Origin of the sequence: Amycolatopsis sp. NPDC059235 (genome assembly GCF_042754125.1) — a bacterium.
GTDB classification, from domain to species: domain Bacteria; phylum Actinomycetota; class Actinomycetes; order Mycobacteriales; family Pseudonocardiaceae; genus Amycolatopsis; species Amycolatopsis albidoflava.
The window spans coordinates 1-15326 of record NZ_JBHZAG010000099.1; the positions used below are offsets into that span (position 1 = coordinate 1).

Annotated in this window: 12 protein-coding genes and 1 pseudogene; 2 read left to right on the plus strand and 11 right to left on the minus strand. The window is 68.6% G+C overall.

What is annotated here, in order from left to right; translation table 11 throughout:
• Positions 1 to 636 precede the first annotated feature (636 nt).
• Positions 637 to 1266 carry a hypothetical protein gene (locus tag ACFXI3_RS39940; RefSeq protein ID WP_378406747.1) on the plus strand — a complete coding sequence of 210 codons (630 nt, stop codon included), beginning with the start codon at positions 637 to 639 and terminating at the stop codon, positions 1264 to 1266.
• Between the two features lie 105 nt (positions 1267 to 1371).
• Here ACFXI3_RS39940 and ACFXI3_RS39945 read toward each other — a convergent pair whose 3' ends face one another.
• From ACFXI3_RS39945 to ACFXI3_RS39975, 7 genes are all read right to left on the minus strand, one after another.
• Entirely contained in the window at positions 1372 to 1806 is a 435-nt protein-coding gene (locus ACFXI3_RS39945) for an FAD-dependent monooxygenase (protein WP_378406749.1), read from the minus strand.
• 113 nt (positions 1807 to 1919) lie between these two features.
• Complete coding sequence (locus ACFXI3_RS39950) at positions 1920 to 2768, minus strand: SAM-dependent methyltransferase (protein ID WP_378406751.1); 849 nt, start codon at positions 2766 to 2768, stop codon at positions 1920 to 1922.
• A gap of 32 nt (positions 2769 to 2800) precedes the next feature.
• Positions 2801 to 4489 (minus strand): S8 family serine peptidase, encoded by a 1689-nt coding sequence (locus ACFXI3_RS39955; protein ID WP_378406752.1) that lies wholly within the window; start codon positions 4487 to 4489, stop codon positions 2801 to 2803.
• 62 nt (positions 4490 to 4551) lie between these two features.
• On the minus strand, positions 4552 to 4737 hold the full coding sequence (locus ACFXI3_RS39960) for a hypothetical protein (protein WP_378406753.1): 186 nt from the start codon (positions 4735 to 4737) through the stop codon (positions 4552 to 4554).
• A complete protein-coding gene (locus ACFXI3_RS39965; protein ID WP_378406754.1) occupies positions 4734 to 5492 on the minus strand; it encodes a hypothetical protein in 759 nt (252 codons plus the stop codon). Before ACFXI3_RS39965 ends, ACFXI3_RS39960 begins: the two co-directional genes overlap by 4 nt.
• A complete protein-coding gene (locus tag ACFXI3_RS39970) occupies positions 5492 to 6583 on the minus strand; it encodes a S8 family serine peptidase (protein ID WP_378406756.1) in 1092 nt (363 codons plus the stop codon). The genes ACFXI3_RS39965 and ACFXI3_RS39970 overlap by 1 nt, the downstream gene beginning before the upstream one ends.
• 107 nt (positions 6584 to 6690) lie before the next feature.
• Positions 6691 to 6849 (minus strand): hypothetical protein, encoded by a 159-nt coding sequence (locus ACFXI3_RS39975; protein ID WP_378406758.1) that lies wholly within the window; start codon positions 6847 to 6849, stop codon positions 6691 to 6693.
• 1472 nt (positions 6850 to 8321) lie between these two features.
• On the opposite strand from ACFXI3_RS39975, the gene ACFXI3_RS39980 reads away from it, so the two are divergent.
• Entirely contained in the window at positions 8322 to 8930 is a 609-nt protein-coding gene (locus ACFXI3_RS39980) for a QsdR family transcriptional regulator (protein ID WP_378406760.1), read from the plus strand.
• A gap of 2 nt (positions 8931 to 8932) precedes the next feature.
• Here the strand turns inward: ACFXI3_RS39980 and ACFXI3_RS39985 are convergent.
• From ACFXI3_RS39985 to ACFXI3_RS40000, 4 genes and pseudogenes are all read right to left on the minus strand, one after another.
• Positions 8933 to 9466 (minus strand): annotated as a pseudogene (locus ACFXI3_RS39985) (aldehyde dehydrogenase family protein).
• Positions 9467 to 9809: 343 nt separating this feature from the next.
• Positions 9810 to 10919 carry an NAD(P)-dependent alcohol dehydrogenase gene (locus tag ACFXI3_RS39990; RefSeq protein ID WP_378406762.1) on the minus strand — a complete coding sequence of 370 codons (1110 nt, stop codon included), beginning with the start codon at positions 10917 to 10919 and terminating at the stop codon, positions 9810 to 9812.
• A 25-nt stretch (positions 10920 to 10944) separates the two neighbouring features.
• On the minus strand, positions 10945 to 12483 hold the full coding sequence (locus ACFXI3_RS39995; protein WP_378406764.1) for an acyl-CoA synthetase: 1539 nt from the start codon (positions 12481 to 12483) through the stop codon (positions 10945 to 10947).
• 34 nt (positions 12484 to 12517) lie between these two features.
• Positions 12518 to 13612 carry an esterase/lipase family protein gene (locus ACFXI3_RS40000; protein ID WP_378406766.1) on the minus strand — a complete coding sequence of 365 codons (1095 nt, stop codon included), beginning with the start codon at positions 13610 to 13612 and terminating at the stop codon, positions 12518 to 12520.
• Positions 13613 to 15326: the final 1714 nt, after the last annotated feature.

A 15326-nucleotide genomic window follows, 5' to 3' on the forward strand; every position in this document is an offset into this window, starting at 1 on the left:
CCAACGTCTCCCCGAAATTGCGCGGTTGCCTGCAACCACCCCCACAGCACACCGTGGACGTCCAACCCGTAACCGTCCCCCCCCCCCCCCACCCCCGCCGGCACCGACACCCAGCTCATCCCCTACGTCAGCAGCCTCGTCGCCCTGCACTGCGGACTCATCATAGGAGCCGGACATGACCTCACAGCACCCATGACATCCGCCGCGAAAAGCCATGCAAACCAGCACTTCCTGACCCTCGACAAACCGGACGGCCCCGCGAATGTCGCGGCGATGCCCGCGCAGCCGGCGGATCTCACCGCCGTTATCCTCGCAGCAGCCAACACCGCGTCAGCTGCGCACTGACCCGGTACGACCCCGCGGACACACGGCCAGTTCAAGCTTGACACCACCCGTGCAGCGGTCGTCGGAACTTCCGTCCGCAGCAGCCGCCACAAGCCCCGTGACGTCGGCACCATGAGTCGGGCTGCCGACCGGTGCGTTCGAGCACGGACCCGCGCGGACCTGATCCATACCCGCAGCGGCCGACCACCGCGCCAAGCTGAGTCCTCAATACCCCGTAACAGTGCGATTGGCGGACGACGGAACCCCCTTGCAGTAGCCCGTGACGGCCTGCTGGAGACATACCGGCTCGAGGTGGAGCTGTGGGACAGGGTGCACTGCGACTCGTGGTTCCGATGCTTCGGCGCGCGATCCCAGGACCGCGCAGCAGCGGACAAACTCGCCGATCTGGGCAGCAAGCTGGAACGCGCCGCCGAGCTCAAGTACATAGTCGCGGATCCGCGAACTGTGGCAGGCTGGAGCTGCAGCAATCGAGAACGGGGTGCCGTGGACGACACGTGGGACACCAGGGATTTGCCGGTGCTGACGGCGGCAGTGGACGAGTTCGATCGCATGGACGATGACGAAATACTCGTCGGCGCGGATATCGCCGAAGCCACCGGCCTGTCCGTTCAGGACGTCGGCAGGTCGCTCAAAGCGCTGGACGGCGAGTATCTCGTACTGTGCAAGGAGGACGTCGACCCGAGCGCTTGGGAGATCGAGAGGGTAACCGGCAACGCACGCCGCGCCGTCGGTCAATGGCCGCCACCGGACAACCTGATCAGCAGGTTGGCGGAGGTGTTGGAACAAGTCGCAGCCGAGACCGACGAGCCAGAAGCCAAGGGGAGGCTGCGCCAGGCCGCAGCCGGGCTCGGCGGGCTGACCAGAAGCGTAGTGAGCGAGGTCCTCGCCAAAGTGGTCGAGCGCCAGATCGGGCTGAGCTAACCCATCGCCTCGACCCGGAGGTTCGCAAATGGGCGCTGCAGGAGTCCTTGCGAGTCAAGGGGATCGGCGCTTTGGCAAGGCACAGAGACCAGTCGAGTACATACTTTAGAGTTGGCCCAGCTCGCAGTGAAACGAGCCGCTGGGCGGTCGCGTCGCCGCCGGTGCCGGGCACCGCGTCCAGGATCCCGGTGAACCGCGGTACCGGCAGCGGCAGCAGCGGGGCCAGACCGGGCAGGCTCGACCAGCCCGGCAGCCAGGGCAGCCCGTTGTTGGTGCAGGCCACACCGCGCGCCGGTCCGAGCGGCGGCTGGTCGCGAACGTGTCCCCGCGCCCTGTGACCGGCCATCGCCGTCCGCGTTCCAGCGCCGCAGTCTCCACCCCGGCCCGCGCGAGGCGGAACGCGGCGATCGCGCCCCCGGTCCCGGACCCGATCACCGCGACCCGGTACCGCTCCTCGGTCGTGGCGCGCGGCGGCGCTGCCCGCCGTCCCGAACCCGGCCCGCGCCGCCGCGGCGCCGGCGGCGGCGAGCCGCAGGACATCCCTCCCGGCGAACTTCTCCGTTCATCGTTCCTCCTCCGCGGACGGACGCCTCGCAAGACAGTTGGTGTTCATCTCGTCGACCGGCACGATGAATGTCCTTTGCGGACAGACGTCAGCCGGGCACGGTGTCTTTCGCGGCGGCTGTGTCCGGGCGCTGGAAGTCCAGCCGCGTGCTGGGGGCGAGGCGGGGGACGACCAGGGTGCTCAACGGGTTGCGGCCGGGGTGGTCGAGTTCGGCCAGCGGCAACGTCTCCACTGTCGAGGTGAAGCCCCGGGCACCAGTCCCGGATCCGGTGTGGACGAAGTGGACCTGGTGCTGCGGCGGGTAGTGGCCGAGCAGGTGGTCTCGGATGGCCGCGATGGCCGTGCTGGTCCGGATGGTGCCGTTGGTGGTGTCGGGGCCGGTGGTGACGTCGAAGATCGGTGCCTGCGGCAGCATCAGCGTGGTGCCGGTGTCGGGCCGGATGCGGAGTTTGACGAAGGCGGTGGCTTCCCAGACGGTGAAGCCGAAGAAGGGCTCGATGTTGAGGTCGGCCCAGATGCCGTCGAAGCAGGACGCGGCGTGGGTGACGTGCACGGTGAGCCCGCGGCGGGGCGCTTCCTCGAGGATCCGGTGGGCCACGAGCGCGCCGACCATGACGCTGCCGGAGGTGGCGAGCGCGACCGGGCCGTCGGTGGCGGCGGCGTCGAGCACGAGGTCCAGCCATTCCCGGTAGGTCTGGTGCCGGTTCTTCTCGGTGCCGTAGTTCAGGTACAGGTTTTCCATCGCGGGCAGGCCGAATTCCGGTGCGTGCAGCGCGGGGATCCCGAAGACCCGGTTGCAGCGCTTGAGCACGGCCAGCGCTTCCAGCGTGAGGTCGTTGGGCAGGCGCAGGCCGTAGCCGACGAGGTGGATGTCCGCCTCGGGCACTGTGAGGTTCCACGGTACTTCCAGCACTCCGGAACCGGCGTTGTCTGTCATGGTTTCCTTTCTCGTCGTCGTGTGGTGATCGGTCAGGGCTCGGCCCATTCGCGGACCTCGCCGAGGCGGACGGGCAGGACGTCGCTGACGTCGACCGTGACGCGGAACGCCCGCCTGGCCCGACGCGTGTTCTCGGGGTCGAAGAACCGCAGTTTCACCTCCCAGGCGTCGCTGCCCGGACGGGGGAACGGACTGCTCCGCACGGCGATCTCCTCCAGCGCCAGCCGGTCGGCGGCCGCGGCCGCGAAGATCCGTCCCGTGTGGACGGTGGCGGCGAAATTCAGCGCCCGCTCGTGCGGCGCGGAGCCTGGGTTGCGCAGGTTCTGGCAGACGCGCTCAAGCAACTTGCGCAGCACTCGGGTGTCGGCTGGCACGGCCGTGAGCTGATCGGCGTTCCGGCCCAGGACGCCACGCACCTGTTCGGCTTCGAGCACCGGCACCTGTTGCCCGGAAAGCAGCCGCACCGTCCGGCCCGCGTGTGTGCCGGGAACCGCGACAAGATCCGCGAAGGCGTCACTCGCCGTCGCTTGGCCCGCGAGCAGTTCGGCGAGCTGTCGGTACACCTCGGCCGCGTACGGGCCAGTGGGCTCGATCGCGTAGACCGGGGCGTGGTCCTGGTGCAGGACCCAGATCAGGTTCGCCGCGTCGGCCGGGTGCGCGGCGAGGTGCGCGGCCATGCGCGGGGCATCGAACGGGTTCGCGTTCTCGTGGCTCGTACTGGGGACCATCTGCCGGGTGAGCGAGTCCCGGTAGCCGTCGGTCCCGCAGTCGTAGCCGACTACCCCGACGACGTAGACGGGATCCGGTCGCCGAGCCGACAAGACCACGTCCGTCCGCGTGCGCTGCGCGAGTGCCAGCCGGGTGGCGCGGGGCACGTCGAGCTTCCCGGCCAGGCAGCGCGCGGGTTCGCCGTGGCTGTCGGCGGGGTCGCAGGGACGGGCGGCGGCGAGCAGCGCGTCGCGGACGGACAGCGGATCGGCGGGCAAGCCGTGGTGCCGGCGAAGGCTTGCCAGCAGGGCGCAGACGCCGGTGACGATCGGCGCGGCGACGCTGGTTCCCTTGTGCGCGGCCGTTCCGCCGCCAGGCTCGGCCGCGGCGAGGTCGCCGCCGGGCGCGACGAGGCCGTGGTCGCGGTAGCGCTCGCCCCAGTTGCTGAACCGGAACATCGCGCCGTTGTCGTCGTGCGCGCCCACGGCGAGCACCTCTGGCAGCACCGCGGGCGCGACGTAGTTGCCGCCGTAGTCGTTGCCCGCCGGGGACACCACGAGCACCCCAGCGTCGTGGGCCTGCCGCACGGCCCGCGCGAGCAGCGGATCCGGGTCGCCCGACCCGGTGGGCAGCGAGGCAGCGAAGTGCACGATATCGGCACCGGCCTCGACCAGCGTCTCGATCGCGCGGACGGCGCTGACCGGGTCCAGCAGCGTCGGCTCGTCCCGCAACGCGGGGACGACCAGACCCCGGCACAGCGGCGCCAGGCCGTGCACCGGGCTTCCTGGCTGTCCGAAAAGGACGCTGGCGACGAAGGTCGCGTGCTGCGGCAGCCCGTCGACCACAGGCACGAGCGGCAGCCAGTGCGGTTCCAGCACGGTCAGGTCCGCGCCGGCGAAGCAGGGGTGGGACAGCGCGGGCGGGCCTTCGACGAGGCCAATGGTGACGTCCGGGTCGCCGAGCGTCTGGTCCCACAACTCGCGAACGCCAGGGATGGCGGCGATCTCGGCCACGTCGTCAGCCCTGCGTCCGCAGCGCTGTCTTCGAACGGTGCATGGTGCTCCTGGGAAGGCGGTCAGTGCGTGGACAGGGTGGAGGTCTTCATCCGCTCGTAGGTCGGGGCCAGCCAGCCCGGCGGATCGTCGACGTCGCGCGGGGACTCGTCCGGTGTGCCGGGCCGGGCACCGCCGTGTTGCCGCGGACGTTCGGGGCGGCGCACCGGCGCGAGCTGCGGGGGCGCGATCGCGAACCGGTCGGTCACGGTTCGGCCCAGTCGCGGACTTCGCCGACGGTGACGGGCAGGGTGTCGCTGACGTCGACGGTGAAGCGGAACGCCCGCTTCGCCCGGCGGGTGTTCTCCGGGTCGAAGAACCGCAGCTTGACGTCCCAGCAATCGCTGTCCTGCCGCCCGAACGGGCTCTTCTCGACGCTGATCGACTCCAGCGCCAGCCCGTGCGCCAACGCCGTCGCGAAGGTGTGCGCGGCTTGGAAAGCGTTGGTGGCGGCGAAATTCAGCGCGCGGTCGCGGGAGGTCGCCCCCAGGTTGCGCAGGTCGTAGTAGACCCGGGTCAGGAACTGCCGCAGCGCCCTCCGGGTGGCTTCGCCGTCGGCGGAGCCCAGCGCGGAACCGGTCGCCTCGACCGCCGACTCGGCGAGACGGTTGACCTCCCAGCCGCAGAGCCCGCGCCGCTGTTCGACCTCGATCACCGGCACCGACTGGCCGGAGAACAGCCGCACCGTCCGCCCGCTCATCCGGCCCGGAACGGCGACGCGTTCGAGGAACTCCTCGCTCTCCGGTGCCGCGACCTGCCCGGCCAGCAACCGGACCAGCAGCGCGTACACCTCCGCGGCGTAGGGGCCGACCGGCTCGATCGCGTAGATCGGCGTGAGTTCCAGGCTGACTGTCCACAGCAGCGGCCGTGCCTCCGACGGTTGCGCGGCAAGGTGATCGACCATGCGCCGCGGGTCGTACGGGTTAGCTGGCACCGTGAACCCGTCGACCTCGACAGGGTCCATCAGCTGTTTGAACGAATCCCGTCGCGCTCGCTCCCGAAGTCATAGCCCAGCACCCCGATCGCGTAGACCGGATGCGCCGTCGGTGCCGCGTTCTTCTCCGCCGACATCACCACCGCCGGCGAACCCCCGTGTGCCGCCGCGCGTTCCGCGCCGTCGCAGCTGCAGGACCGTTGCGCATCCGGAGTGGCCGGCGCGGCGAGGAGGGAATCGTGCGACGTCTCGTTGGTAGCGCTCGTCACTATCCTTGCTGCTCCTTCGATGTTCAGTGTTCCGGTCAGGAATCGTTCGCACGCCGCCGAACTCGTGACATCACAGGAGTCGGCGCTGCGCAACAACGCGGCGCCGACCGCGAGGGGATCGGGGCGGACACCCGCTTGGCGTTGCAGGCTCAGCAACAGCCCCGCCACCCCGGCCACGATCGGCGCGGCGAGGCTGGTGCCCGTCGCCCGGACCGTCCCGCCACCGGCCCGAGCACCGAGAACGTCCTGCCCCGGCGCCATGATGCCGTGCCGCCGGTAGGCAGCGCCCCAGTTGCTGACCGCCAGCGGGACGCCGTGCCCGTCGAGCGCGCCCACCGCGAGCACACCGGGCAGCGCGGCGGGAACGTGGGTGCAGAAGCAGCCGTCGTTGCCAGCGGCGGCCACCACCAGCACTCCGCGTTCGACACCGAACCGCACCGCGCGGGCCAGCGCGTCTTCCGCTTCCCCGGACGCCGACAGCTGGCCGCCGCTGACGTTGATCACCTGCGCGCCCGCGTCGACCGCCAGCTCGATCCCGCGGGCCAGCTCCAACTGCGAGGTCCGGCCCCGCCGCCGTGAGAACGCGGGCACGACCAGACCGCGGCAGCGGGGCGCAATCCCCGCGACCGTGCTGCCGTGCTGACCGAAGATCACGCTGGCCACATGCGTGCCGTGGGCCGCCGTGTCGCCGTCCGTCCCGTCGTCCGGCCAGACCCCGCCGAGGCACCACAGCGCCGCGCCGTCGAACGCCGGGTGGTCCAGGTCCGCCTGCCCGTCGACCACCGCGACACACACGCTCTCGTCGCCCAGCGTCCGGCGCCACAACCCGGCCAGCCCGGGAATCCCGGACACCTCGCACACTCCGCCCAGCCCTCCGGCTCACCGTCGCTCCTCGGCACAGAGACATGCCGGGTGCGACCGCACGGCCGCCGCCCGGCACGTCGACGAGACAAGGCTCGCTACTCGTCCTCGTCCGCGGCGAAGCTGATGGTGACTGGACCGACAGTCACGATCGCCAGTTCGGCGCCGTCAGCCGGTTCGGCAGCCGCACCAGCGGGTTGCCGGGTCACCGGCGGCGACAGCGCTGGTGCGACGGAGTCCATCAGGTTTTCGGACATATCCTGCTCCTTTAGCGAAGTCCATGAAAAGCGTTCACGAAACGGGAACACATTTGTTGGCACACCGGCAAAACCGATTGCCGAAACAGTCGTCCACCTCGGTGAAAGCGGGAGCACCGGCGGCGCTCGAACCCTCATCGACGTCACCTCCTCCCCTGAGCAGACGTGGCGCGCAGCCCCTGTCCCGAATGGATTCAGCACCCGGAATCGTCGAGCGGAACCTGACCTCTGTCCACTCGGAGCGGCTCGCGTCCGCTCGCCGGAACCTGCGCGGCGAGTCGACCGAAAGAGCGGGCGCCCACCTGCTCGGGGCGAGAAAGACGGCATCGGTCAGACACTTCGAAGAACCGGCAGTGACAATTTTCCGGCAGGACACTCCGCTAGAGCGCGTGTCGAGCGCGTTCGTGTAAAGACTCCGGCTTTCGCGCACGGAAGGACGAGAAAGGGACGGACGCGGAGCGGACGTCCATGCGTCGGAACAGGCTGCCGCAGGCGACCATCGGAGACGCAGAGGACGCGTCGCACCGCCCGACCCGCCACCGACCTCGCGATGAGCTTGAACAACCCCTCAGCAGATCTGGGCGACTTGGAGCGTCGGGAGGAGGGCTCGGCCGCGATGACCGAAGCCGTCGAGATCCGCCGGCCCGCGGCCGGCCGCGCATGAGGATGAGCTTCAGCAGCCGCTACGTGTCCTGGCGCTCCTGCAACGCAATGCCGACCAACCGCCAGTGTCAACGCAGGAGACGCCGACTCCGCGTGTCGACTAACGGCGTGTGGAGTACAACGCCGGAGCCGCTGTACGTTCGCTCGCCGGCATCAGCGGGCGTCGTCGCCGGAGCACCCAGGTCAACTTTGAGCGGCAGACTGGCCGTCCGCTGCGCTCAACTGATCACCTGGATCGCTCTGCCGCAGTCGCCGGGCAAGCGGCTCGGCTGGACGAGCAGTCGAACCGCTGATGACAGATAGCCCTCACGCTTGGTGACAGATACCGGTCACAACGAGATATGGAGCGCCGGCTGGAGGTGCTTCCTGGTGACAGACACGGCTCACAGTCACAGGAGCGTGGTAGAGAGCAGGTGATCCGAGGTGAGCGAATGGCCACCAACCGTGCGGAAAAGCGGACTCGTCGGCACCTGTCTAGGTCAGCGCGCTCAAGCTGCTCGTGCGCGGCACCGACATCCTTGCGCCGCGCGACCGCACCGGACTGCGGATCGAGACCGAGCAACCCAGGCTACTCGGCCAGGTCGCCTTACAGCTCGTCACCGCCGACGACCAGCGGTCGCGGCCGGTCAGCCGGGCAAATTCCTGGCTCAAACCTCCGTCCCCATACCGGCCCGGTGGCTGAGCCCTCCGCGGCGAGCCGCCATGCGATACCGTTGATCGCGGGTTCAAACATGATTTGTGCCGCACCGCACGACACATGCACATATTGTCGCATTCGGCTGTAGTTCGCGGGAAAGGGCTGCAAGGGCATGGCTGGCACTTCACGCGCCCGGGAACTCCCTTTGCAACGGGAGCTGCGCCAGGGGCCAGATCCGCGGGTGGGCGCGCTGGACGCATTCCAGCTGGCGCGCACGACGTTCCTCGAAGGCCGCCGGGTCGACATGAACGCCCTGGCCGACGCACTCGGCGTCAACCGCGCGACGCTGTACCGGTGGGTGGGGAGCCGTCAGCACTTGCTCGTCGAGATCCTGTGGTCGCTGGCCGACTGGTCTCTGCGCACCAACCGGGAACGCGCGCAAGCGGAGTCGGACAGCTGGCTTGTCGATGCCCTCGTCGGTTTCGTGGGCGATTGGCTGTCGAACCCGGGATGCCAGTACTTCATGCGGGAGGAGGCGGAGCTGGCGGTGCGGCTGGCCACCGTGCCCGCGCACGGCTTCCAGCCAAGAGTCGTCGCAACCATCCGGGGTTTCCTCGCCGACCAGCACGATGCGGGCACGCTCGCGGCCGACCTGCCGATGGACGAGTTCGCGTTCGTCATCGTGCGCGTCATCGAGTCGTATGCACACATCGAGTACCTCACCGGACAGTCTTCCGACATCGACAACATCCGCCAGGTGTTTCGCACTCTGCTGCGCTGACGTCACGACGGCAGACAGAGGGATTTGGTCCGCGCGAAGGCATCGAGCCCTTCCGGGCCGAGTTCCCGTCCGAGGCCGGATGCTTTCACCCCCTCGAAAGGAGCACCGATGTCCAGGTCGAAAAGGGCCGCTCAGGTCCTTCCCGATCTGCACGCGCAGTGCCACCTCCGCGAAGCATCCTTCACATCGCTGTACCGGGTCGCCGTGAGCGCCGGGCCGAAGATTTCCTGCCTGGCCAGGGGCTCGATGTCGGCGACATCTCCGAAGACACTCGGCTGAACGATCCAGCCAGTCCCGACCTGAGGTCTGGCCCCGGTCCGAGATCCAACGGGGCAGCAGGTCCGGCCGCCGTTGAACAGGGACGCGCCCGCCAGGCCGCGGGTGATGGCCGCGATGTCGGCGTCGTCGAGGAGGCGGCGGCCCAATCTCCGCCAGGTTTCCAGGCACACCGGGCGGCGACCGGCACGGCGGCAGCCCTGGCGACCGGGAATCCCGGCAGCGTGGTCTCGGGCACGGGCTTGAGAACCACAGCGCATCCGGCGGGTAGCACCGGCTTGACCATGGCCAGGCTTGAGGAAAGCTCCGCGGAACGATCGCGGCCAGCTCTCCGCAGTCCGCGGTGGACCCGCTGGGCCGTTCCGGCTCGGTTGAGGTGTTTCACGCGAGTGCGGCCGAGTGGCGCAGCGGTCGGGACAGGCGTTGTCCTTCGGAAGCGGTCGCGAAGGGAGATCGGCATCCCGTTGGCGGCGCTGGCCGGTTCGGCGCGTTCGGCGCGCTTCTCCCGAGTGCGCAGGTGAACCGTCCGAGTGCCGCGAGTCGCTGCCGGCACGCGCCAGCCGCGGTCACTGCAAAGCGAAGCGGTTGTCCATAGCCGGCCAGTCAGCGTGCGGGAAGCGCGGACGGGATGAGCACAGGCTTCACCACCGCACCGGTCAGCGTGGCGTGCTCGGCCTTGTTGATGTCCTCCAGCGCGAAAGTGGTGAGCAACTTGTCGAAGGGGAAACGTCCTTGACACCACAGTTCGATCAGCCGGGGGATGAACGATTGCGGCTGCACACCGCCTTCGACGATGCCCGTGACGGTGCGGCCAGCGGCCAATGACCGCGAGCTCAGCTCGAGGTCGCCGCGCGGTGCTCCGACCAGTCCGCAGATTCCAGTCGGGCGCAGAGCGTCGACCGCCGATGCGATCACCTCCGGAGTGCCGGTGGTGTCGAGGGCATACTGAGTTCCGCCGCCGGAGGCGTCTCGCACCGCTTCGCACAGCCCATGCCCGGTGGCGTGCACAGTGTGGGTCGCGCCGAGTTCACGTGCCAGGGCGAGCCGGTCTGCGTTTCGGTCCACGACGATGATGGTCTCGGCGTGCGCGACCCGCGCAGCCATCACCGCGCTGAGCCCGACCCCTCCCACTCCGTACACTGCGACGCTGGACCCTGCGGACACCCGCAGCGCGTGCAGGATCGCACCGGCACCGGTCTGCACTCCGCAGCCAAGCGGCCCGAGCAGCTCCAGCCGCAGCGCGGGATCGACGGTGACGGCATTGCGAGCCGGCACCACCGAGTGGGTAGCGAAACAGGACTGGCCGAACCAGCGGTTCGCCACCGCTTGCCCGGTTTCGTCAGTCATGGACACTTGTCCGTCGCCACCGGCGCCGGACAAGTTGCGCGGGAAAAAGGTGTCGCAGTAAGCGGTATGCGCGGTGCTGCAGTTCACGCAGCTTCCGCACGAGTCATAGCTCAGCACGACGTGGTCGCCGACCCGGATCTCGCGCACGCCGGGACCGACCCGTTCGACCACCCCGGCGCCCTCGTGCCCGACCACGATCGGCGGCGCGGCCAGAAACCCGGGCGAGCGCGGCAGAAGGTCGGTGTGGCACCACCCGGCGCCGACGATCCGGACGAGTATCTGGCTCTCCCCCGGTTCCTCGAGCTCGACGTCTTCGATCGCGTACGGCAGGTCTCCGCCCCGCAGCACGGCAGCCTGGATCCGCATGGTCATTCTCCTCAGAGATCGGCGTTCAGTGCTGGGACAGATAACGTGCCCGGACGGCCAGCTTCGGCAGCTTGCCGGCCGGCGTCCGCGGCAAGCGGCCGGTGAACTCGATGACGCGAGGAACTTTGTAGTGCGCGATCCGCTCGCGCAGGAAATCCCTCAATTCCGCGGCAAGCTCCGATCCCGTCGCCGCGCCGGCGGCCGGCTGCACGATCGCGGTGACCGACTCCCCCATTTCTTCGTCCGGGACGCCGAAACCGGCGACGTCGGCGACCTGGGGATGCATGGCAAGGGCGTCCTCGACCTCCCGCGGATAGATGTTGACTCCACCGGAAATGATCATGAATTCCTTGCGTTCGGTCAGGAAAAGATAGCCGTCCTCGTCGAGATATCCGATGTCACCGGTCGTCGTCCAGGCCTCGTGCCAGGGATGCCGTGCGGCCGCGGACGCGGTGGCGTCATTGTGATACTCGAAGGGCGGCAGGGCGCGTTCGAAATAGACTGTGCCGACCTCGCCGACGGGCAGTTCCGCGCCGTTGTCGGCGCAGATATGCGGAGTCCCGACGCCTCTGCGCCCGACCGAGCCAGGTTTGCGCAACCATTCGGAACTGTCGATGAACGTCGCACCGCTGCCCTCGGTCGAGGCGTAGTACTCGTGGACGATGCTGCCCCACCAGTCGACAATGCGGCGCTTGACCTCCACCGGACACGGTGCCGCGGCGTGGATGGCGACTCGCTGGCTGGACAGGTCGTAGCGTTCCCGGGTCGGCTGGTCCAATTTCAGCATCCGCACGAACATCGTCGGCACCCACTGGCTGTGTGTTACCCGATGCCGTTCGATCGCTGCCAGCGCCTGCTCCGGTTCGAACCGTCGCATCAGCACGACGGTCCCGCCGAGAGCGTGCACCGCGCCGCTGAACCGCAGCGGCGCGGCGTGGTAGGTCGGTCCGGGCGACAGGTAGACCGTGTCCTGGCCGAATCCGTACAGCGGACCGAACGTGTCGACGAACGGGTCGCCCGGCTCGTGCACCTGCCGGTCCGGCAGCGGCGGCTTGATCCCTTTGGGTCTGCCCGTCGTGCCCAACGAATACAACATGTCCGCGCCACGGGGCTGTTCCGGCAGCGGTTCCGCCGGGGTCTCGGCCAGCGCGCGGGAATACGATTCGTAGCCCTCGGCGCGGCCGCCGAACACCAGCCGGACCGCCCTCTCGGGCATCTCCGGAACCAGCCGCTCGGCAAGCTCGCGCAGGCCCCCGGAGGCGACGATCCCGCTCGCTCCGCAGTTTTTGACGATGTACGCCGCTTCCGCCGGCTGGAGATGCCAGTTGATCGCGGTGATGTACAGGCCCGACCGCAGCGCGGCCCAGTAGACCTCGAACGCCTGCGGGGAATTGTCGCTCAGCAGTGCGAGATGATCGCCGCGGCGCATCCCCGAATCGTGCAGGAACCTGGCCAGTGCAAGGGATCGGTCCTCCAGCTCCCGATAGGTCAGCGACTCTCCCGAACCGGCGACGACGACCGCCGGCTTGTCCGGGAAGCGATCGGCGTGCGCGCCTGGGTACATTCCGTTCCTTTCGCTTCGCGATCGTCGAGCGGATTCACGCCTCGTCTGCGAGGCATCGCCGCGGAAGTGCTTCCGACGAGTAGACGTAACACCGCAGCGGCGGCTCCGCGTCCACCGCGTCACGCGGTATGCCGACTGTGAGCGCGTTCCCGTACAGGTTCGAGATTCCCAGCGTTTGCGCGACAAGGTCGGAGTGCGGCTGTCCCAGCCGCGCGCACGCCGCGGGGTCGATCCGATCCGGATCCGCAGGCGCTCCTGGATGGTTGAGCGCGTCCATCACCAACTCGTTCGTCACCGCGTTCCCGAGCGTCTGCGCGTGCTCGGCGCCCAGCGCCACCGCGCTCAGGCACACGTCTTGCAGTGCCACGTTCCTGACGTTGGGCCCGTTCGGGAGCGTTGCTGCGTACCCGTTGAGGTTCGGCTGGTTGAGCGTGTCGATGCGCGTGTAGATCACCGTGTACTTCACCTCCGGGAACGTCATCGCCCGGGAATTGAGCGCGCCCACGAAGTCCGACCCGGATCGCTGCTGCCACACCGCCGGCGAGCACATGGCGTTGACCAGCCCGCACCCCAGAGCATTCGCCGCGACGGACCCCCGGTTCGGCGGATCGATCGCGATCAGCCCGTTCACCATCGGACGCAGATCCGGCCACCACCGCAACGCCCACCTCGGCGCCGGACCCGCACCCTGGCTCCACCCCAGCATCTGCACCCGGCGCCCTGAATCCGCGTGCATCGCCCGGACCGCGTGCACCACGTACTCCGCGGCAACCTGGATGTCGCCGACTGCTTCACGCGGGAGCGTCACCGCGCAGTACGGCACACCGCCGGCTTTGAACGCGGGCAGGAAATTCCAGCCGAACACCGTTTCCGGCGTTCCTCCGGTCCCTGGGACGAGCAGCACCGGATCCCGTTTCGCGCCGCGCACCCCAGGCGAACAGGACAGCGCACCCGCCAGCACCGAATCCTGAACCGTCAACGGCGGACCCGGTCGATCCACCGGAGCGAAACCCTCCTGCTCCGCCGAAGCCGCCGCACCGGGAACCAGCAGCGCAAGCGTCGTCACCAGAACCAGCCCCGCTGTCGCCAGCCGACGGAACCGGCGTCCCACGTGTTCGGAGTGCGACACTTCTTCTCACCTTCTCGATGTGCAACATTACGAGATAATGTCGCACAGAGCTACCACCCTGCCGAGGACACGTCAAGGCATCGAAGGGTCAAGCCGCGAGCGCAACCCATCCGAGTAAGACTTTGCGCCTTTCGCGACCTCCCGCATCGCCCTCGAGTTGCTTTCGAAGGCCCCGCTGAGATCGGACGCGTGACGCCGTCAGCGCTTGGCATCCGCGCGTCGAACCCGCGAGAGGAGCGCCCTGCCGCCACCTGCCGTCCGGCGAGCGCACCCGCCAGTTCATCCCCCTGCCGCGTCGCGCAGGCCGAAGCCTGGGCTCGCGCTGGCATCCTTCGGTTCCGCCGACCAGGAACCTGGCGCCCGACCAGCCTGCCAGGCCCGCCACCGCACACCCGGAAAGTCGGCCCAGACCGGGCGATTTCCTCGCTCTGCGTCGCCTTGAGAATGGACGCGAAAGCGCCCGAATCGCCGTTCCGCAGGCTGAGCAAAATCCGGAGCACGACGTCCCGCCCGTGTCGAACACGGTCACGTCGTCTGGTCCAGCCGCACACCCGAGTGCCAGGCGTCCGAACCACGAACGCTTCAGGCTCCATCGCGGATTCACTAATCATGAAGCAGGTTTGAGATGTCATCTGCGGCGACTCTCACCGCACCTGGGGCAATACCGCACTCACCGACGCGGGCAGCCACTGCAGGAACACGCGCCACTAGATCACTTATCCGCCGGTTTTCGAACTCGATTTCTCTGATAGTCCGATTTCCGCTGCGAGAACACGGTCCGGCCAGTGTTATGCGCCTGGGCCGAGATGCGCGTCCATAGCGATACAGGCATCGCGCGTCGCCGGATCGGTATTGGTCGTGCACGGCGAGCCAGGACATGCTTACTGCTGTCAGGCGCATGCACCATGCATAGCCACAAAATGGATGGGCGGTCTCGCAAATGCGCGAAGAAAACCGCGTCGTCGACCGGGCGGCGGAACCGGAACAGGACACACCGGAAGGAGATCCTTTTGAGAATGTGAGCGCCACGGAGGCGGCGAACACGGCAGACCGGTTCGCGCGGCTGGAAAGCCCGGCGTGGTCGGCACGGTGCCACAGGTCCATTTTTCCTTGAACGGCGGCCACCGTGGATATGATCTCCTTCCCCCTTCGCCGCGGACAACAGACGACAAGCGCCGAACTGCGCGGTACGCGAACCGCTGGGCTTCGCGACCAGGATCTCGCCGACACTGGCCCCTGTCACTTCGGTGGCGATACACAGTTTCAGAACGGGTTCGTCGGAGAAACTCCTGCTCTTGGCTCCGGGAAACGACCCCTTGACGTTTGCCGGCCATCGGCGACGGGCACACAGATCATCGCCGGGGGCGGTGCCTCGTGTGCGTCCGGTTGAGCTTCGAGCTGGGCCGTGAAACTTCCGCGCTGGCGTTTGCCGACGCCAGCGGGTGCGCACCGCGCGGATCCGCCTCGAGCGGCAAGTCTTCGACGAGGTCGCCGTCGCATGCCGGCCACAAGGGACTGGCTGCCTTCCTCAATCGGGAATCGCAGTCCTGTCCACGGACCGGATGCGCCTTATGCTCAGATCCGCCGGAAAAGGAGCGGACGCAGTAGCCGGCAAGATCAGGCGGACAGCCCGGCCGGTCGAACGGCCGCAGGATGAGGTCGTGAAGCTTCGCGTCGAGAACGTCGAGTCGAGGCACCGGCTGGGCGATGGATT

What these genes read in the sequence shown, in the direction of transcription:
- ACFXI3_RS39945 (WP_378406749.1), bottom strand. Translation starts at nt 1,806, where the DNA reads ATGTCCTGCGGCTCGCCGCCGCCGGCGCCGCGGCGGCGCGGGCCGGGT.
- ACFXI3_RS39950 (WP_378406751.1), bottom strand. Translation starts at nt 2,768, where the DNA reads ATGACAGACAACGCCGGTTCCGGAGTGCTGGAAGTACCGTGGAACCTC.
- ACFXI3_RS39965 (WP_378406754.1), bottom strand. Translation starts at nt 5,492, where the DNA reads ATGGACCCTGTCGAGGTCGACGGGTTCACGGTGCCAGCTAACCCGTAC.
- ACFXI3_RS39975 (WP_378406758.1), bottom strand. Translation starts at nt 6,849, where the DNA reads ATGTCCGAAAACCTGATGGACTCCGTCGCACCAGCGCTGTCGCCGCCG.
- ACFXI3_RS39980 (WP_378406760.1), top strand. Translation starts at nt 8,322, where the DNA reads ATGGCTGGCACTTCACGCGCCCGGGAACTCCCTTTGCAACGGGAGCTG.
- ACFXI3_RS39990 (WP_378406762.1), bottom strand. Translation starts at nt 10,919, where the DNA reads ATGCGGATCCAGGCTGCCGTGCTGCGGGGCGGAGACCTGCCGTACGCG.
- ACFXI3_RS39995 (WP_378406764.1), bottom strand. Translation starts at nt 12,483, where the DNA reads ATGTACCCAGGCGCGCACGCCGATCGCTTCCCGGACAAGCCGGCGGTC.